This window comes from Micromonospora sp. Utrum1, from assembly GCF_057197805.1.
Genome location: NZ_CM170071.1, coordinates 6812021 through 6830355, shown reverse-complemented (window position 1 = coordinate 6830355; position 18335 = coordinate 6812021). Strand labels below are relative to the sequence as shown.

Sequence of the window (18335 nt, the reverse complement as noted above, 5' to 3'; positions counted from 1 at the left end):
CGCGTCCCGGCCGCCGGCGTCACCAGCCGAAGCAGGTCGCCCCGTACTCGCCCGAGTCCTGCGAGACGACCTTCCCGTTGATGGTGATCCGGCAGCTCGCCTCGCCCGAGTCGGTCGGCGACGCGATGATCTGCACCCGTTCCCGGTCGTTCGCGGTGAACGCCAGCCGCCACGGCGACCGCACCCCGTCGAGCTGGAGGAAATCGGCGTTGGCGTCGTAGAACTGCACGTCGACGGCGGCGGTGCCGGTCACCTCGTAGACCACGGTGAACCGGCCCGGCCCGGCGGACGGGGTGGTGGCGGGGACCGGCGGCGCGGAGTCCGTGGGCTCCCACGGAAGGTCGTCGTCGAACTCCGGGCGGTCATACGGCTGCCCCGAGGTGGTCTGGTCGTCCAGGAAGCTGCCGAGCGCGCCGAGACCGACGCAGCCGCAGAAGGCGAGCACCAGGGCGACGACCACGGTCACCACGACGGCCACCACCCACCCGCCGGTCGACCGGCGCGGGGGCGCTCCGGGGTAGGCGTACGGCGGCGGGTAACCGGCCGGGGGCCATCCCGGCGCGGGAGCGCCGCCGGACCATCCGGGAGCCGGACCGCCGCCCGGCCATCCCGGAGCCGGAGCGCCGCCGGGCCAGGGCGGCGTGGGCGCGGCGTTCGGGGTGCCGGCCGGGTCCACCGGCGGGACGGCCGGGCGCGGCGTGCCGCCCGGTGCGTCCGGACCGGCGGGTGGCGGTGCCGCACCCGGCGTTGCCCAGCCGGCCGGGCTCGGGGCCGCCCAGCCGGCCGGACCCGGCACTGTCCCCGGGCCGGGCGGGGGCGTTCCGGTGCTGCCCGGCGCGGCCGACCCGGGCGGGGGCCAGGGGCTCTGGGTCCAGGGCGCGGGCGCCCACTGGGCGGGCGGCGCCCAGGGCTGCGGGGCGGCGAGCGGGTCCGGCGGCCGCCAGGCGGTGGGTTCGGGGCCGGCCGGCGGGGCGGTCGGGTCGCTCGGGCCGGCGCTGTTTTCCGGCTCGGGGGTGGGGGTCGTCTCGGACATCGGCTCAGCTCGCAGGGGACGGCGCGGACGGCCGCGGGGGTGGCGGGGCCGGGTGTCGCACCGACCAGGGCCCTCAATGTACGGCCCGACGACCAGTCCGCACGTACCCGCACGCGGGTGCCGGGCCGGGGTCGACCCGAGCCGCCCGCCCTCCGTCCGGTGCCCGGACCCGGTCGCCTCACCGTCGGGGTGGTTTGTCCGATCCTCGCCATCCGCTCACTGGTTCGCTCAAATTCAGTGATCGTTAACCCGAGTTCCGAGCACGCGCGGTGAGCGAAACTGGGTTAGGCTGCGGACCATGTGTGGAATCGTGGGTTACGCCGGTGCGCGCCCGGCGCTCGGCATCGTGCTGGACGGACTGCGGCGGCTGGAGTACCGCGGCTACGACTCGGCGGGTGTCGCGGTCGTCTGCGACGACGAGCTGCTGATCGAGAAGAAGGCCGGCAAGCTGGCCAACCTGGAGAAGGTTCTCGCCGAGCGTGCCGCCAGCGACCCGGAGTCCTGCGCCGCCAGCCCGATCGGCATCGGCGACGGGACCACCAGCATCGGCCACACCCGGTGGGCCACCCACGGCGGCCCGACCGACCGAAACGCCCACCCGCACCTCTCCCCGGACGGCCGGGTCGCCGTGATCCACAACGGCATCATCGAGAACTTCGCGAAGCTCCGCGCCGAGCTGGAGGCCGACGGCGTCGAGTTCGCCAGTGACACCGACACCGAGTGCGCCGCGCACCTGCTCGCCCGCTCGCTGGCCGACCTGCGCTCGGCCGGCGAGGTCGACAGCCCGCAGCTGCTCGCCTCCGCCATGCGGCTGGTCTGCCAGCGGCTGGAGGGCGCCTTCACGCTGCTCGCCGTCGACGCCGGCATCCCCGGCGCGGTGGTCGGGGCGCGGCGCAACTCGCCCCTGGTGGTCGGCCGCGGTGACGGCGAGAACTACCTGGCCAGCGACGTGGCCGCGTTCATCGAGCACACCCGCGACGCGGTCGAGCTGGGCCAGGACCAGATCGTCCTGATCACGCCCGAGACCATCGACATCACCGACTTCGCCGGCCAGCCCGCCACCGGCAAGGACTTCCACATCGACTGGGACTCGTCGGCCGCCGAGAAGGGTGGCTACGACTGGTTCATGCTCAAGGAGATCGAGGAGCAGCCGCAGGCGATCGCCGACACGCTGCTCGGCCGGCTCACCGAGAACGGCGAGATCGCCCTCGACGAGGTCCGCCTCAGCGAGCAGGACCTGCGTGACGTCGACAAGATCTTCATCGTGGCCTGCGGCACCTCGTACCACGCCGGCCTGGTCGCCAAGTACGCCATCGAGCACTGGACCCGGATCCCCTGCGAGGTGGAGCTGGCCAGCGAGTTCCGCTACCGCGACCCGGTGCTGGACCGGTCGACGCTGATCGTGGTCATCTCGCAGTCCGGCGAGACCATGGACACCCTGATGGCGCTGCGCCACGCCAAGGACCAGAAGGCCCGGGTGCTGGCCATCTGCAACACCAACGGCTCGACCATCCCACGCGAGTCCGACGCGGTGCTCTACACCCACGGCGGCCCCGAGATCGCGGTCGCCTCCACCAAGGCGTTCCTCACCCAGGTCGTCGCCTGCTACCTGATCGGCCTGCACCTGGCCCAGGTGCGCGGGATCAAGTTCGCCGACGAGGTGGGCGCGGTGGTGGCCCAGCTCCAGGAGATGCCGGGCAAGCTGCGCGAGCTGCTCGACCGGATCGAGCCGGTCCGCGAGCTGGCCCGCGACCTGAAGTCCGAGCCGACGGTGCTGTTCATCGGCCGGCACGTGGGCTACCCGGTGGCCCTCGAAGGCGCGCTGAAGCTCAAGGAGCTGGCGTACATGCACGCCGAGGGCTTCGCCGCCGGTGAGCTGAAGCACGGCCCGATCTCGCTGATCGACAAGGGCACGCCGGTCATCTGCATCGTGCCGTCGCCGGTCGGCCGCGGCATGCTGCACGACAAGGTCGTCTCCAACATCCAGGAGGTGCGCGCCCGCGGCGCCCGCACCATCGTGATCGCGGAGGAGGGCGATGAGGCGGTGGTCCGCTACGCCGACCACCTGATCTACGTGCCGCGCACGCCGACGCTGCTGGCGCCGCTGGTGACCACGGTGCCGCTCCAGGTGCTCGCCGCCGAGATCGCCGCCGCCCGCGGGCACGACGTCGACCAGCCCCGGAACCTGGCCAAGTCGGTCACCGTCGAGTAGTCGACCCGGTCGCGGCCCCTCCCTCCCAGGGCGGAGGGGCCGCGCCGTTTCCGGCCCCCGTGCGGTCATCGGCCCAGCACGATTCGGGCCATCCCGTCCAGGGCCGGGTTGCCGGGATCCCAGTAGCCGGCGTGCCCGTGGCGCCCGCTGGGGAAGCGCCGGCCGCCGAAGCCGGGGGTGCTCGGGTCGGTGCCGAACCAGAGCCGGTCGTCGTGCGGGTCGAGCAGCGCCGCCGCCGGGCCGAGCGGCGTGCCGGCCAGCACCGCCCGGCGGGCCAGCTCGTCGGGCGGCCGGGCCAGCCGGATCACGTCGTCGGGCGCGGTGGCGGCCCAGACCTGGCCGGGCGGCATCCGCAGGTCGGCGGCGTGGTCGACGCCGACGCCGGGGGAGCCGACGAAGACCAGGGCGTCGGCGCTCAGCCCGTGGTCGCGGGCCGCGGTGCCGACCACCAGCGAGCCGTAGCTGTGCCCGAGCACCGTCTGCCGGGCCGGCGGCCCCTCGTGCGAGGCGCGCAGCCCCTCCTGGAACCGGTGCAGGGCCGGCCCGGCCTCCTCGGCCTGCCGGCCGCGCGCCGCCTCCGGCAGGAAATCCGGCGCGTCGTAGTCCAGCCAGAGCACGGCCGCCGCCTCGGCCCCGGGCCCGAGCGCCGTGCACCGGTCCAGCACCCGGGCGGCCCGGCCCAGCTCGCCCGGAACGTCGGCGAGGTCCGCGGTCATCCCCGGGACGTACGTCAGCACCGCGCCGGCCCGGTCGGGGTTGCCGAGCGCCACCACCGCCCGCCCGTCCCCGCCCGGGTCCAGCCCCAGCAGGTACGCCCGCGGCGCCCCGGGGGCGGCCAGCCGGTCGCCGAGCCCGTCGAGGCCGCGCAGCGCCGCCTCCACCGCGGTGAGCCGAGCGAGCCGGGCCAGTTCGAGCGGCCCGGCCGGCAGTGGGCGGAGCAGCGCCGCCCGCCGTGCCAGCAGCTCCGCCCGCCGCCGGGTCAGCAGCAGCCGATTGGCCTGGTCGCGGGCCGCCACCGGCAGGCCGTCGAGGCGACCGACCCGGTCCGGCTCGTGGCTGACCAGCCACCGGCGCTCGGCCGGGGTGAGGCCGGCCCACCAGCGGCTCACCTCGGCCGGACCGGCCCCGGGCGACGGCCGCCAGGCCGGCGGGACGCGCACCCAGCCGGTCGCCGCCGCCGTCGCCAGCTCCGCCAGCCGTCCGGCCGCCTCCCGGTCCGCCGCGCCGGCCAGCGCCAGCGCGTCGCGGATCTCGGCGCCCACCCGCGCCACCGCCGGGCCGACCAGGGCGGCGGACCGGGGACGGGCCGGATCGGACCGGACCGCCCCGGCCCGGTCCACCAGCAGGCCGCCCGCGTCGGCGTCCGCCACGGCGGCGCCGAGCCGGGCCTTGGCCGCGCCCACCCGGGCGGCGAACTCGGCGAGCACCTGGTCGACCTCGACGAGCGCGGGCAGCACGTCGGTCAGCGCGGCGCGCAGCTCGCCGATCCGCCCCTGGGCGATGGTCGAGGCCGCGCCGGACCAGCCGGGACGTAGCGCGCCGATCCGGGCGGTCAGCCCGTCGGCCCGGCGCCGGACCGGGCCGATCAGCCCTCGCCAGGCCGCTCCGGCGGCGGCCCAGGCCCCCGGGTCGGCCCGCCAGAGCTGCGCGTACCCGATCAGCGACACCTCGGCCGCCCGCTCCCGACCCCCGGCGGGTGGGCGCGTTCGCCCGGGCGGCCGGCCCGGGGGGCCGCCGGCCGGGGGTGCCGGCTTTCCGGCCGCCGGATGCTGCCGCCGCGCCACCGGGCCGTTCGGCGCCCAGCCGCCCCGCGCGGCCGCCCGCGGGCCTGCGGCCGTGCTCATCGGGGGATCCCGGCGAGACGGCGGGCGGCCCGCTCGTCCACCGCCTCGTAGCCGTCGGCGGCGGCGCGGACCGCCTCGGCGGTGGCCGCCAGCCGGGCGGCGAGCGACCCGCACCAGCGCTGCACCGCCGCCTCCAGGTCGGCCAGCGCCACGCCGGCCCGCCAGCCGTCGGCCGGCACCACCAGCCCCGGCTCGACGGCCGGCCCGCGGGCCAGCCGATATGCGTCGTCGACCAGCTCCCGGGCCACCCCACGCAACAGCTCGGGCTCGACGCTGAACGGCTCCTCGCCCATGGCGACCTCCCTGCAACCCGACGGACGGCGGGGACGCTACGGCTCGGCCGACCACCCGCGCCGGCCCTGTGGACAACGGGCGGCGGGGCGGATCCCGGGTTTTCCACAGGCGTTCTCCACCGCGCGCCCGCCGGCCGATCCGGGGCCCCGACCGCCGGTAGGGTGAGGTTCGTGATCGTGGCTGTCGGCATCGACGTCGTGCTGGTGGACCGGTTCGTCCGGTCCCTGGCGCGCACACCGCTGCTGGCCGACCGCCTCTTCACCGAGGCCGAGCGCTACACCCGCTCCGGCGACCCGCGCCGGCCCGAGTCGATGGCGGCCCGGTTCGCGGCCAAGGAGGCGGTGGCCAAGGCGCTCGGCGCGCCGGCCGGGCTGAGCTGGCACGACTGTGAGGTGGTGCCCGACCCGGCCGGCCGCCCCTGGCTGAGCGTCTCGGGCACGGTGGCCGCCGCGGCGGCCGAGCGGGGGATCAACCGCTGGCACCTGTCGTTGTCGCACGACGGCGGGATCGCGTCGGCCATGGTGGTCGCGGAGGGGTGAGCCGACCCGGGTCGGTCGGCCGGTCCGGGACGAACGGGACGAACGGACGGGACGGGGTGGCATGAGACCGGTATGGCGGGTCGCGGACGTACGCGCGGCGGAGGCGGGCCTGATGGCCACCCTGCCGCCCGGGGCGCTGATGCAGCGGGCCGCCGCCGGGCTGGCCCGCCGCTGCGCGCTGCTCCTCGGCGACCGGGGCGGCGTCTACGGCGCCCGGGTGCTGCTGCTGGTCGGCTCCGGCGACAACGGCGGTGACACCCTCTACGCGGGCGCGCACCTGGCCCGCCGGGGCGCGGCGGTCGCCGCCCTGCTGCTCACTCCGGGCCGGGCGCACGCCGACGGGCTGGCCGCGCTGCGGGCCGCCGGCGGGCGGGTGGTCGACCGGCCGCCGCCCGTGGTGGACCTGGTGCTCGACGGGATCGTCGGGATCGGCGGCACCGGCGGGCTCCGGGAGACCGCCGATCAGCTCGCCGCGAGCCTGGCCGAGCGCAGTGGGCGGGACGGCACCCGGGCCACGGTGGTCGCGGTGGACGTGCCCAGCGGCGTCGCGGTGGACACCGGGCACGTGCCGCTGACCGCCTCCGGCCGGCCCTGCGCCGTGCGCGCCGACGTCACGGTCACCTTCGGCGCGCTGAAGCCCGCGCTGGTGGTCGGCCCGGCCGCCCCGCTCGCCGGGCACGTCGAGCTGGTCGACATCGGGCTGGAGCCGTGGCTGCGCGGCACCCCGGCGCTGCGCGTCACCGAGTGGTCCGACGTGGTCGACTGGTGGCCCCGGCTCGGCCCGTCCTCGGAGAAATACAGCCGGGGGGTGGTCGGGGTGGCGACCGGCTCGTCCACCTTCCCGGGCGCGGCCGTGCTCTCGGTCGGCGGCGCGCTGAACGGCCCCACCGGCATGGTCCGCTACGCGGGAGGCGCCCGTGCGGAGGTGCTGCACCAGCACCCGTCGGTGATCGCCACCGACCGGGTCGCCGACGCAGGCCGGGTGCAGGCCTGGGTCTGCGGCTCGGGGCTGGGCACCGGTGAGGAGGCCGCCGCCGAGCTGCGCGCGGTGGTCGCCGCGCCGGTGCCGGTGGTGCTCGACGCCGACGCGCTCACCCTGCTGGTCGACGGCAAGTTGGCGGACCGGCTGCGCGGGCGGGACGCCCCGATCGTGGTGACCCCGCACGACCGCGAGTACGCCCGGCTCTGCGGCGAGTCCCCGGGGGCGGACCGGGTCGGGGCGGCGCTGCGGCTGGCCGCCTGGATGAACGCGGTGGTGCTGCTCAAGGGCAACCGCACGATCGTCGGCACCCCGGACGGCCGGGCCTACGTCAACCCGACCGGCACCCCGGTGCTGGCCACCGGGGGCACCGGCGATCTGCTGGCCGGGCTGCTCGGCTCACTGCTCGCCGCCGGGCTGGCGCCGGAGCGGGCGGCCGTCGCGGCGGCGTACCTGCACGGGCTGGCCGGTCGGGAGGCGGCGCGCGGCGGTCCGGTGACCGCGCCCGACGTGGCCACCGCGCTCCGCCCGGTGCTGGCCCGCCTGCCCTGACCGCGACGGCCGCCGGCACGCGGCCGACCGGCCGGCCGTCCGGCTCACGGCCACGGTGATCACGGACGGAAGTAGGCTGAGGGCATGTGGCAGTCGGAGGTGCGCGTCGACCTGGACGCGATCCGGGAGAACGTGGCCCGGCTCAAGTCGGGCACCAGCGCCGAGCTGATGGCGGTGGTCAAGGCCGACGGTTACGGCCACGGCATGGTCCCGGCGGCCCGCGCGGCGCTCGACGCCGGGGCGGACTGGCTCGGCGTCTGCACCCTCGACGAGGCGCTCCTGCTGCGCCAGGAGGGGGTGACCGCCCCCGTGCTGGCCTGGCTGCTCGACCCGGGGCTGCCGCTGCACGACGGGGTCGCGGTTGGCGTCGACCTCGGCTGCGCCAGCCTCGCCCAGCTCGACGAGATGATCGAGGCGGGCCGGCGGGCGGACCGTCCGGCCCGGCTGCACCTCAAGATCGACACCGGGCTTTCCCGCGGCGGGGCCACCGTGGCCGACTGGCCGGCGCTGCTGGAGGCCGCCGCGAAGGCCCAGGCCGACGGCCTGGTCGAGGTGGTCGGCGTATGGAGCCACTTCGTGTACGCGGACTCGCCCGGCCACCCCACCACCGACCGGCAGTTGGCGGTGTTCCACGAGGGGCTGGAGATGGTGGAGCGGGCCGGGCTGCGCCCCCGCTACCGGCACCTGGCCAACTCGGCGGCCACGCTCACCCGCCCGGACACCCACTTCGACCTGGTCCGCCCCGGTCTGGCGGTCTACGGTCTCTCGCCGATCGAGGGCGAGCAGTTCGGGCTGCGCCCGGCGATGACCGCCCGGGCCCGGGTGATGCTGACCAAGCGGGTCCCGGCCGGCACCGGAGTCTCCTACGGCCACACCTACCTGACCGAGCAGGAGGCGAACCTGGCCGTCGTCCCGCTCGGCTACGCCGACGGGGTGCCGCGGCACGCCTCGAACACCGGCCCGGTGCAGCTCGCCGGCAAGCGGCGGACCATCTCCGGGCGCGTCTGCATGGACCAGTTCGTGATCGACTGCGGCGAGGACGAGGTGGCCGCCGGGGACGTGGCCACCCTCTTCGGCAGCGGCGCGGACGGCGAGCCGACCGCCGACGACTGGGCCGCGGCGGTCGGCACCATCAACTACGAGATCGTGACCCGGTTCGGCGGTGTCCGGGTGCCGCGCGTCTACGACGGCGAGCGCGCGTGAGCGCGAGGAGTGAGCCGGGGTTGCGAGCCCCGCAGTCGCGAACCGAGGTGGCACCGTGAGCGCGAGGAGTGAGCCGCGGTTGCGAGCCCCGCAGTCGCGAACCGAGGTGGCACAGTGAGCCAGCGGTTCCGGGTGCCCCGGCCGCGGACCGCCGCCGGCCGGGTCGCCGGGCTGGTCGGCGCCGCGGTCGGCGTGGCCGCCGCCGGGCTCGCCGCGGGGGTGGTGAGCGAGCGGGTCCTGATCCGCCGCCTCAAGTCCGACCCCACCGACGCGTACGCCGACGAGGTCTTCGGCGAGCAGCGGTACGACGCGGCGTACCGGCTGGAGATGCCGGACGGCACAGACGTCCACGTGGAGGTGGTCGAGCCGACCCGGCCGGTCGCCGGGCACCCGACCGTGGTGCTGGTGCACGGCTTCTGCCTGGACATGGGGACGTTCCACTTCCAGCGCAAGCTGCTCGCCGCGCGCGGTGACTACCGGATCGTCGCCTACGACCAGCCCGGGCACGGCCGCTCCGGGAAGCTGGAGGGCGGCGACTACGACCTGGCCGCGCTGGGCCATACCCTGCGCCGGGTGATCGACGAGGTGGCCCCGGAGGGGCCGCTGGTGCTGATCGGCCACTCGATGGGCGGCATGACGATCATGGCGCTGGCCGAGCTCCACCCGGAGATGTTCGGCGACCGGGTGGTCGGCACGGTGCTGATGGCCACCTCGGGCGGGCTGCTCGCGGAGACCAAGCTGGTGGCCCCCGCGCTGCTCGGCCGGGTCGGGGCCCCGGTGATCTACATAATGAGCAACGCCACCCGGTACGGCGGCACGGTGATCGACAAGGCCCGCAAGTCGACGTCGAACGTGGCCTGGCTGCTCACCCGCAGGTACGGCTTCGGCACCCCGAAGCCCAGCCCGGCCCTGGTGTCGTACGTCGAGCAGATGAACTCCCGCACCTCGGCCGACACGGTCACCCGCTACCTGCGTACCCTGGCCACCCATTCCCGGTTCCCGGCGCTGGCCGCGCTGGCCGGCACACCGGTGCTGGTGATCGTGGGGGACAAGGACATGATCACGCCGGTGACCCACTCCGAGGAGATCGTCCGGCGGCTGCCGCACGCCGAGTTCGTGAAGATCCACGACAGCGGGCACGTGGTGATGCTGGAGCACGCCGACGAGGTGAACGTGGCGCTGGAGAGGTTCCTGGAGTCGCTGTGACGGTGGTGCTGGAACTGAAGACGGTCGACGACACGCACGAGTTCGGCCGCCGGCTGGCCGGGGTGCTGCGCGCGGGCGACCTGCTGCTGCTCAGCGGCCCGCTGGGCGCCGGCAAGACCGCGCTGACCCAGGGCATCGGCGCCGGTCTCGGGGTGCGCGGCGACATCACCTCGCCGACCTTCGTGATCGCCCGGGTGCACCGGCCGGATCCGGCCCGGGGCGGCCGGGTGACCCTGGTGCACGCCGACGCGTACCGGCTGGGGGAGTCGGCCGACCCGCGCGCCGAGATCGACGACCTGGATTTGGACGCCTCGGTGGACGAGGCGGTCACCGTCGTCGAGTGGGGCGAGGGGATGGTCGAGCAGTTGGTCGACGCCCACCTGCGGGTCCGCATCGAGCGGCGGGACGACGACACCCGGGTGGTCACCCTGGAGCCGGTCGGCGGCGACTGGGCGCGGCGGCTGGCCACCCTGTACTGACGCGTGTCATACCCGCTGCCTACAGTGCCGGGGACCGATCAGCCGCGGTGAAAGGTTGCCGATGCCCGACGACGCCCTCACGCTCGACCTGCTGGCGCTTCTGCCCGACGCCTGGCGGGCGGCGCTCACCCCGCACCTCGACCCGGCCCGCACGGCGGCGCTGGCCGAGTTCGTCGCCGGGGAATACGCCACCCGAACGGTGTTCCCGCCGGTCGAGGACCTGTTCTCGGCCTACCGGCTGTGCGGGCCGGCGGAGACCCGGGTGCTGATCCTCGGGCAGGACCCCTACCACAAGGCGGGGCAGGCGCACGGGCTGAGCTTCAGCGTGCGCGAGGGTGTGGCGGTGCCGCCGTCGCTGCGCAACGTCTTCAAGGAGCTGGGCGAGGACCTGGGCGTGCCGAAGCCGGCCAGCGGCAACCTGAGCGGCTGGGCGGCGCAGGGCGTGCTGCTGCTCAACGCGGTGCTCACCGTCCGGCAGGCCACCCCCGGCTCGCACGCCAACAAGGGCTGGGAGGAGTTCACCGACGCCACCATCCGGGCCCTGGACGCGCTCGACCAGCGGGTGGTCTTCCTGCTCTGGGGCGGCTACGCGCGCAAGAAGGCCGCCCTGGTCGCCAACCCGAACCACGTGGTGCTGGAGGCCGGTCACCCGAGCCCGATGAACCCGCGCGGCTTCCTGGGCAGCCGCCCGTTCAGCGCGGCCAACAAGGCGCTGGCCGACGCCGGCCTGCCCACCATCGACTGGGACCGCTCCGCCGGCTGACCATCGACGCAGGGCTATCGCTCGGTGGCGGACGGTAGTAGGCTCTCCCCCGTTCGCGCCCGGAGCGGAGGAGGTAGCGGTGTCGGCGACCATCACCTCGGACGGCTGGTCGACGGCGCCGGCGGCCCTGGCGGAGAACGCCGAACGGTTCCTGGCGCTGGCCCGCTCGGTCCCGCCGGACACCATGGTCACGGCCGACTGGACTGCTGCCGAGACCCTGGCCCACCTCGCCTCGATCGCCTGGCTCTACGTCGCCCTGGTCGACCCGGCCGGCGAGCCGTTGCCGGTTCCCGGGCTCGGCGATCGGCTTCCGCTTGTCACCGTCGACACCGTGGCCGACGCCAACGACCTGGTGCTGCGGCACCTGACCGAGCGCGACCCGGGGCACCTGCTCGACCGGCTGCGCCGCGACGTCGACCGGCTGCTGGCGGCCTGCGCCGACCGCAGCCCCGACGAGGTGGTGCCCTGGCTCGGCGACGCCCGGGTCCCGCTCCCCGGCCTCTTCGCGCACCTCGTCAACGAACTGCTGCTGCACGGCTGGGACATGGCCCGGGCGACCGGCCGGCCGTGGTCGGTCCCGTCCCGGGACGCGGTGCTCTTCCTCGACCTCTTCCTGGCCGGGGTGGTCCGGCACGGCTACGGCCGGCTGCTGGACGGGGTGGACCCGCCGCGCCGCCGGATCGTGGTGCGGTTCGGTTCGGCGTACGCGGCGCCGCTGACACTCGCGCTGGCCGACGGGCGGGTGCGCTTCGCCACTCCCCACGAGCGGCCGGACGTGCGGGTCCGGTTCGACCCGGCGACGCTCAACCTGATGATGTTCGGGCGGATCAGCCGGGCCCGCGCCGTGCTCACCGGCCGGGTCCGCATCGCCGGCCCGCGCCCCTGGCTGCTGCCGCAGTTCCTCAAGGTCTTCCGCACCCCGAGCTGAGCCGCGACGCGCACCCCGAGCTGACACGCAACCTGCGCTCCGAGCTGAGCCGCGACGTGGGAGGGGCGTCACCGCCGGTAACCGGGTCGGCGACTAGGCTGGCATACCGTGCTCGTACTCGTGGTGGACTCCTCGACGCCCGCGGTGACCGCGGCGCTCGTCGAGGTCTCGGCGGACGGCGTCGCGGCGCGCGCGCAGCGGTGCACGGTCGACGCGCGGGCGCACGGCGAACTGCTCGCCCCGCAGGTCGACGCGGTGCTGGCCGACGTCGACGCGCGCCCCGCCGACCTGGCCGCGATCGTCGCCGGGCTCGGTCCCGGGCCGTTCACCGGGCTCCGGGTCGGCCTGGTCACCGCCGCCACCATGGGCCAGGTGCTCGGCATCCCCACGTATGGGGTCTGCTCGCTGGACGGGATCGGCCACCCGGCGGCCGCCGGCGAGCCGGTCCTGGCGGCCAGCGACGCCCGCCGCCGGGAGGTCTACTGGGCCGTCTACGACGGCGCCGGCCAGCGCATCGCCGGGCCGAACGTGGACATCCCGGCGGTCGCCGCCGAGCGCGCCCGCGACCTGGCCGTCACGGTCGCGGTCGGGGACGGCGCGCACCGCTACGCGGACGTCCTCGGCCTGCCGGTCCGGGAGGAGCCGCGCTACCCGGACGCCCTGGCGCTGGCCCGCCTGGCCGCGGAACGGATCCGCGCGGGCGCCCCCGGTGAGCCGCTCACCCCGCTCTACCTGCGCCGCCCGGACGCGGTCGCGGCCACCGGCCACAAGCCGGTCCTCCCGTGAGCGCGAGGAGTGAGCCGGGGTTGCGAGCCCCGGAGTCGCGAACAGAGGCGGCACCGTGAGCGCGAGGAGTGAGCCGGGGTTGCGAGCCCCGGAGTCGCGAACAGAGGCGGCACCGTGAGCGCGAGGAGTGAGCCGGGGTTGCGAGCCCCGCAGTCGCGAACAGACGCGCACGGGCCCGGGTTGCGAGCCCCGCAGTCGCGAACTGAGGCGGCACAGTGAGCCAGGTCCGACTGGGCCGCTTCCGCTGGTGGCACGTCGACCAGGTGCTGCCCCTGGAGGCGGACCTGTTCGGGGCCGAGCAGTGGTCGCCGGCGATGTTCTGGAACGAGTTGGCCAACGGCCACCACTACCTGGTCGCCACCGACGACGACGGCACGGTGCTCGGCTACGCCGGGCTGATGGTGGCGCCGCCGGACGAGGCCTGGGTGCAGAACATCGCGGTCCGCCGGGACGCGCAGCGCCGGGGGATCGGCCGGCTGCTGCTGGAGGCGCTGCTCGCCGAAGCGGCCCGGTGCGGGGTGCGCAGCACGCTGCTGGAGGTCGCCGCCGACAACGCCGCGGCGCAGCGGCTCTACGCGATGTACGGCTTCGAGCCGATCGGCGTGCGCCGCGGCTACTACCAACCGAGCAACACCGACGCGCTGGTCATGCAGCGCAACGAGGACTGACGAGCATGGCTGACGAACCACTGATCCTCGGCATCGAGACCTCCTGCGACGAGACCGGGGTGGGCATCGTCTGCGGGCACACCTTGCTCGCCGACGCGCTGGCCTCCAGCGTCGAGGAGCACGCCCGGTTCGGCGGCGTGGTGCCGGAGGTGGCCAGCCGCGCCCACCTGGAGGCCATCGTGCCGACGATGGACCGGGCGCTGCGCGAGGCGGGGGTGACGATCGCCGACATCGACGCGATCGCCGTCACGTCCGGGCCGGGCCTGGCCGGCGCGCTGCTCGTCGGGGTCGCCGCCGCCAAGGGGTACGCGGTGGCCGCCGAGAAGCCGGTGTACGGGGTGAACCACCTCGCCGCGCACGTGGCCGTGGACACCCTGGAGCACGGCCCGCTGCCGGAGCCGGCCATCGCCCTGCTGGTCTCCGGCGGGCACTCCTCGCTGTTGCGCGTCGACGACCTGGCCCGTGAGGTCACCCCGCTCGGCTCGACCATCGACGACGCGGCCGGCGAGGCGTTCGACAAGGTGGCCCGGCTGCTCGGGCTGCCCTTCCCGGGCGGCCCGTTCATCGACCGGGAGGCGCGTGCCGGTGACCCGGCGGCGATCGCCTTCCCGCGCGGGCTGACCGCGCCCAAGGACCTGGCCGGGCACCGCTACGACTTCTCCTTCTCGGGGCTGAAGACGGCGGTGGCCCGCTGGGTGGAGGCGCGGCAGCGGGCCGGTGAGCCGGTGCCGGTGGCCGACGTGGCGGCGTCGTTCCAGGAGGCGGTCTGCGACGTGCTGGTCGGCAAGGCGCTGGACGCCTGCCGGAGCAGCGGCATCGACACGCTGGTGATCGGCGGCGGGGTGGCGGCCAACTCGCGGCTGCGCGCGATGGCCGAGCACCGGGCGGCGAAGCACGGCGTCCGGGTGCGTACGCCCCGGCCGAAGCTCTGCACCGACAACGGCGCGATGGTGGCCGCGCTCGGCTCGCACCTGGTCGCCGCGGGGGTCGCCCCGAGCCGGCTGGACCTGCCGGCCGACTCCGCCATGCCGCTGACCGTGGTCAGCGTCTGAGGCGGGAGGGGACCGACGTGATCGTCCGGATGTGGGAGGCGAAGGCCGAGCCGTACGGCTTCGCCGACCTGATCACCTGGGTCTGCGAGACCGCGCTGCCCGAGTTCGAACACGAGCCGCTGCATCTGTCCAGCGAGGTGTTCTCCTCCACCGACCACCGCGTGGTGGTCATCTCGAAGTGGCGGAGCAACCCGCGGGACCTGCCCGAGCCGCCCATGCGGCTGGTCGCCCGGCCGCCGCACAGCTGGGACTTCACGCAGGTCGATCGCTGACCCGGCGGGCCGCCTGACCGGCGGGAAACTGGTTGGCGTCCGCCCCGGCCCGGCACCTAGCGTCGGGTGGTCATGCGCTTCTCACCCGCCGGCGATCCCGGCACCCCCGACGCCCGGTCCGCCACCCGTTACCTGGTCTGGCTCGCCGGTCGGCACCCCCTGCTCTTCGGCACCGGCATCGCCCTCGGCGTCATCTGGATGATGGCCCAGGCGCTGATGCCGGCCGCCGTCGGCCGGGCCGTCGACGCCGGCCTCGCCCAGCGCGACCCGGACGCCCTGCTCCGCTGGGGCCTCGTCCTGCTCGGGCTGGGCGTCGTCCAGGCGGCCGCCGGCATCCTGCGGCACCGCTGCGCGGTGCACAACTGGCTCGGCGCGGCGTACCGGACCGTGCAGGTCACCGTGGACGCCACCAACCGGCTCGGCGCCGCGCTGCCCCGCCGGGTCGCCGCGGGCGAGGTGGTGAGCATCGGTACGGCCGACATCGAGCACATCGGCAGCGCCGTCGACATCACCGCCCGGGGCACCGGCGCGCTGGTCGCCATCGGCACCGTGTCGGTGATCCTGCTCACCGCGTCCCTGCCGCTCGGCCTGGTGGTGGTGCTCGGGGTGCCGCTGCTCATGGCGCTGGTGGCGCTGCTGATCCGGCCGCTGCACCGCCAGCAGGCGGCCTACCGGGAGTCGACCGGTGAGCTGACCGCCCGCGCCGCGGACATCGTCTCCGGGCTGCGGGTGCTGCGCGGGGTGGGCGGGGAGCCGGTGCTGGGCGCCCGCTACCGGGAGCAGTCCCAGTCGCTGCGGGCGGACGGCCTTCGGGTGGCCCGGGTGGAGTCGCTGATCCAGGCCGCGCAGATCCTGCTGCCCGGCGTCTTCGTGGTGCTGGTGACCTGGCTCGGAGCCCGGTTCGCGCTGCGCGGCGAGATCAGCGCCGGCCAGCTGGTCTCCTTCTACGGCTACACGGCGTTCCTGGTCAGCCCGCTGCGCAACCTCACCGAGGCGGCCGACAAGCTGACCCGGGGGCACGTCGCGGCCCGCCGGGTCGTGCGGCTGCTCCGCCTCACCCCGGAGTTCACCGATCCGGCCCGCCCGGTGCCGGTGCCCGCGGGGCCGGGCGAACTGGTGGACGTCCGCTCCGGGCTGGTGCTCCGGCCGGGCCGGCTCACCGCGCTGGCCGCCACCGCGCCCGAGGACGCCGCCGAGATCGCCGACCGGCTGGGCCGGTACGTCGACGGGGACGTGACGCTGCACGGCGTACCCCTGCGGGACGTGGCGCTGGCGACGGTGCGCGAGCGGATCCTGGTGGCCGACAACGACGCGCAGCTGTTCAGCGGCGCGCTCCGGACGGAGCTGGACCCGCACGACCGGGGGGACCGCCGCGCGATCGAGGCGGCGCTGGTCGCGGCGAGCGCCACGGACATCGTCGAGGCGCTGCCCGACGGCCTGGACAGCCCGGTCGCCGAGCGCGGCCGGGAGTTCTCCGGCGGCCAGCGGCAGCGGCTGCGGCTGGCCCGGGCGCTGGTCGCCGACCCGGAGACGCTGATCCTGGTCGAGCCGACCAGCGCGGTGGACGCGCACACCGAGGCGCGGATCGCCGAGCGGCTGGCCGCCGCCCGGTCCGGCCGGACCACGCTGGTCTGCACCACCAGCCCGCTGGTGCTGGGCCGCGCCGAGCACGTGGTCTTCGTGGAGGACGGCAAGGTGGTCGCCGAGGGTCGCCACGACGAACTGCTCGCCGCCGAGCCCCGGTACCGGGCCACGGTGAGCCGGGAGGAGGACCAGTGAGCAACGCCCTGCCCGTCGCCGACGCGCAACAGGTCCGCCGGTACGCGCGGGAGCTGGCCCGCCGGCACCCGCGCGGCCTGGCCGCCGCGCTCGGCCTGCACGCGCTCGCCGCAGCGGCCGGCCTGGTCGCGCCCCGGCTCCTCGGCGACCTGGTCGAGGGGATCTCCCGCGGAGTCGGCGCGGTCACCGTGGACCGGGTGGCCCTGGCCATCGCGGGCTTCGTGGTCGCCCAATCGGTGCTGGTCCGCTTCGCCCACCTGGCCTCCGCCCGGCTCGGTGAGCGGGTCCTCGCCGAGCTGCGCGAGGAGTTCGTCGACCGGGTGCTCGCCCTGCCGCTGTCCACCGTGGAGCGGGCCGGCACCGGCGACCTGCTCACCCGCACCTCCCGGGACGTCGCCGCGCTGTCCCGGACGGTCCGGTTCGCCGCACCGGAGACGCTGATCTCGGCGCTCACCGTGCTGCTGATCCTCGGCGCGCTGGTGCTGACCGGCCCGCTGCTGGTGCTGCCCTGCCTGCTCGCGGTGCCGGTGCTGGTCGTCGGCACCCGCTGGTACCTGCGCCGGGCACCGGAGGGATACCTGCGGGAGAACGCCGCGTACTCCGACATCACCGACGGGATCAGCGAGACGGTCGAGGGGGCGCGGACCACCGAGGCGCTGCGCCAGGCGGCCCGCCGCCGGGCCCGGGGCGACGCCGACATCCGCCGCTCCTACGCGGCCGAGTCCTACACGCTGAAGCTGCGGACGGTCTTCTTCCCGGTCGCCGAGATCGGCTACCTGCTGCCGGTGGCCGGTACCCTGCTGCTCGGCGGCTGGTTCTATCTCAAGGGCTGGGCGAATCTCGGGCAGGTCACCGCGGCCACCCTCTACGCCCAGCAACTGGTGGACCCGGTCGACCGGCTGCTCTCCTGGCTGGACGAGTTCCAGGTCGGCGGCGCCTCGCTGGCCCGGCTGCTCGGCGTGCGGGCCGAGCCCGCCGACGGCCCCGCCGCGCGGTCCGACCGGGGGCCGGTCACCGACGATGGTCGGCTCGCCGCCCACGACGTCCGGTACGCGTACCGCGCGGGCCACGACGTGCTGCACGGGGTGACCCTGGTGCCCCGGCCGGGGGAGAAACTGGCCATGGTCGGCCCGTCCGGCGCGGGGAAGTCCACCCTGGGCCGGCTGCTGGCCGGGGTGCACGCGCCGCGCGCCGGCACGGTGACGGTGGACGGCCGGCCGCTCAGCGGGCTGCCCCTGGCCGAGCTGCGTACCCACGTCGCGCTGGTCAGCCAGGAGCACCACGTGTTCATCGGCACGCTGGCCGACAACGTGGCGATGGTCCGCCCGGCCGCCGGCCCCGCCGAGGTGCGCGCGGCGCTCGCCGCGGTCGACGCGCTGGACTGGGCGGAGGCGCTGCCGGACGGGCTGGACACCCGGGTCGGGGCGGGCGGGCACCCGCTCCCGCCGGCCCAGGCGCAGCAGCTCGCGCTGGCCCGGCTGGTGCTGGCCGACCCGCACACCCTGGTGCTGGACGAGGCCACCTCGCTGATCGATCCGCGGGCGGCCCGGGCGCTGGAACGCTCGCTGGCCGCGGTGCTCCAAGGCCGGACCGTCATCGCGATCGCGCACCGGCTCTTCTCGGCGCACGACGCGGACCGGGTGGCGGTGGTCGAGGACGGCCGGATCACCGAGCTGGGGTCGCACGACGAGCTGGTCGCGGCCGGTGGCTCGTACGCCGCCCTCTGGCGGTCCTGGCACGGCTGAG

17 protein-coding genes are annotated in these 18335 nt (G+C 75.9%); 14 read left to right on the top strand and 3 right to left on the bottom strand.

All coding sequences use genetic code 11. The features are described from left to right. Window positions 1-19: 19 nt before the first annotated feature. Window positions 20-1033 carry an MmpS family transport accessory protein gene (locus AC0OLQ_RS32060; protein WP_484529278.1) on the bottom strand — a complete coding sequence of 338 codons (1014 nt, stop codon included), beginning with the start codon at window positions 1031-1033 and terminating at the stop codon, window positions 20-22. Between the two features lie 298 nt (window positions 1034-1331). On the opposite strand from AC0OLQ_RS32060, the gene glmS reads away from it, so the two are divergent. Further along, window positions 1332-3245 carry a glutamine--fructose-6-phosphate transaminase (isomerizing) gene (gene glmS / locus AC0OLQ_RS32055; RefSeq protein WP_484529277.1) on the top strand — a complete coding sequence of 638 codons (1914 nt, stop codon included), beginning with the start codon at window positions 1332-1334 and terminating at the stop codon, window positions 3243-3245. A gap of 65 nt (window positions 3246-3310) precedes the next feature. Here glmS and AC0OLQ_RS32050 read toward each other — a convergent pair whose 3' ends face one another. Together AC0OLQ_RS32050 and AC0OLQ_RS32045 are read right to left on the bottom strand one after the other, a co-directional pair. Next, entirely contained in the window at window positions 3311-5089 is a 1779-nt protein-coding gene (locus AC0OLQ_RS32050) for an alpha/beta hydrolase (protein WP_484529276.1), read from the bottom strand. Next, a complete protein-coding gene (locus AC0OLQ_RS32045; RefSeq protein ID WP_484529275.1) occupies window positions 5086-5382 on the bottom strand; it encodes a hypothetical protein in 297 nt (98 codons plus the stop codon). The genes AC0OLQ_RS32050 and AC0OLQ_RS32045 overlap by 4 nt, the downstream gene beginning before the upstream one ends. A 171-nt stretch (window positions 5383-5553) precedes the next feature. Here AC0OLQ_RS32045 and AC0OLQ_RS32040 point away from each other — a divergent pair, with 171 nt between their 5' ends. The 13 genes from AC0OLQ_RS32040 (at window position 5554) to AC0OLQ_RS31980 (ending at window position 18334) form a co-directional block, all read left to right on the top strand. After that, window positions 5554-5922: a holo-ACP synthase gene (locus AC0OLQ_RS32040; protein WP_484529274.1), complete on the top strand. Its 369-nt coding sequence runs from the start codon at window positions 5554-5556 to the stop codon at window positions 5920-5922. A 61-nt stretch (window positions 5923-5983) separates the two neighbouring features. After that, complete coding sequence (locus tag AC0OLQ_RS32035) at window positions 5984-7453, top strand: NAD(P)H-hydrate dehydratase (protein ID WP_484529273.1); 1470 nt, start codon at window positions 5984-5986, stop codon at window positions 7451-7453. An 84-nt stretch (window positions 7454-7537) separates the two neighbouring features. Beyond that, the gene (gene alr / locus AC0OLQ_RS32030) at window positions 7538-8656 is read left to right on the top strand and encodes an alanine racemase (protein WP_484529272.1); all 1119 of its coding nucleotides are present in this window, start codon (window positions 7538-7540) and stop codon (window positions 8654-8656) included. A gap of 114 nt (window positions 8657-8770) precedes the next feature. Further along, entirely contained in the window at window positions 8771-9862 is a 1092-nt protein-coding gene (locus AC0OLQ_RS32025) for an alpha/beta fold hydrolase (protein ID WP_484529271.1), read from the top strand. Further along, the gene (tsaE, locus tag AC0OLQ_RS32020) at window positions 9859-10341 is read left to right on the top strand and encodes a tRNA (adenosine(37)-N6)-threonylcarbamoyltransferase complex ATPase subunit type 1 TsaE (RefSeq protein WP_484529270.1); all 483 of its coding nucleotides are present in this window, start codon (window positions 9859-9861) and stop codon (window positions 10339-10341) included. Before AC0OLQ_RS32025 ends, tsaE begins: the two co-directional genes overlap by 4 nt. 61 nt (window positions 10342-10402) lie before the next feature. Continuing rightward, on the top strand, window positions 10403-11104 hold the full coding sequence (gene ung, locus AC0OLQ_RS32015; RefSeq protein ID WP_484529269.1) for a uracil-DNA glycosylase: 702 nt from the start codon (window positions 10403-10405) through the stop codon (window positions 11102-11104). A gap of 79 nt (window positions 11105-11183) precedes the next feature. Beyond that, window positions 11184-12032: a maleylpyruvate isomerase N-terminal domain-containing protein gene (locus tag AC0OLQ_RS32010; protein ID WP_484529268.1), complete on the top strand. Its 849-nt coding sequence runs from the start codon at window positions 11184-11186 to the stop codon at window positions 12030-12032. Between the two features lie 108 nt (window positions 12033-12140). After that, window positions 12141-12818, top strand: coding sequence for a tRNA (adenosine(37)-N6)-threonylcarbamoyltransferase complex dimerization subunit type 1 TsaB (gene tsaB / locus AC0OLQ_RS32005; RefSeq protein ID WP_484529267.1), 678 nt, complete (start codon window positions 12141-12143; stop codon window positions 12816-12818). Window positions 12819-13033: 215 nt separating this feature from the next. Next, window positions 13034-13486 carry a ribosomal protein S18-alanine N-acetyltransferase gene (gene rimI, locus AC0OLQ_RS32000; RefSeq protein ID WP_484529266.1) on the top strand — a complete coding sequence of 151 codons (453 nt, stop codon included), beginning with the start codon at window positions 13034-13036 and terminating at the stop codon, window positions 13484-13486. A 5-nt stretch (window positions 13487-13491) separates the two neighbouring features. Further along, complete coding sequence (gene tsaD / locus AC0OLQ_RS31995) at window positions 13492-14538, top strand: tRNA (adenosine(37)-N6)-threonylcarbamoyltransferase complex transferase subunit TsaD (RefSeq protein WP_484529265.1); 1047 nt, start codon at window positions 13492-13494, stop codon at window positions 14536-14538. Window positions 14539-14555: 17 nt separating this feature from the next. Further along, window positions 14556-14810 carry a hypothetical protein gene (locus AC0OLQ_RS31990; RefSeq protein ID WP_484529264.1) on the top strand — a complete coding sequence of 85 codons (255 nt, stop codon included), beginning with the start codon at window positions 14556-14558 and terminating at the stop codon, window positions 14808-14810. A 72-nt stretch (window positions 14811-14882) separates the two neighbouring features. Then, entirely contained in the window at window positions 14883-16589 is a 1707-nt protein-coding gene (locus tag AC0OLQ_RS31985; RefSeq protein ID WP_484529263.1) for an ABC transporter ATP-binding protein, read from the top strand. After that, complete coding sequence (locus AC0OLQ_RS31980; RefSeq protein WP_484529262.1) at window positions 16586-18334, top strand: ABC transporter ATP-binding protein; 1749 nt, start codon at window positions 16586-16588, stop codon at window positions 18332-18334. Before AC0OLQ_RS31985 ends, AC0OLQ_RS31980 begins: the two co-directional genes overlap by 4 nt. The last annotated feature ends 1 nt before the right edge of the window (window position 18335 follow it).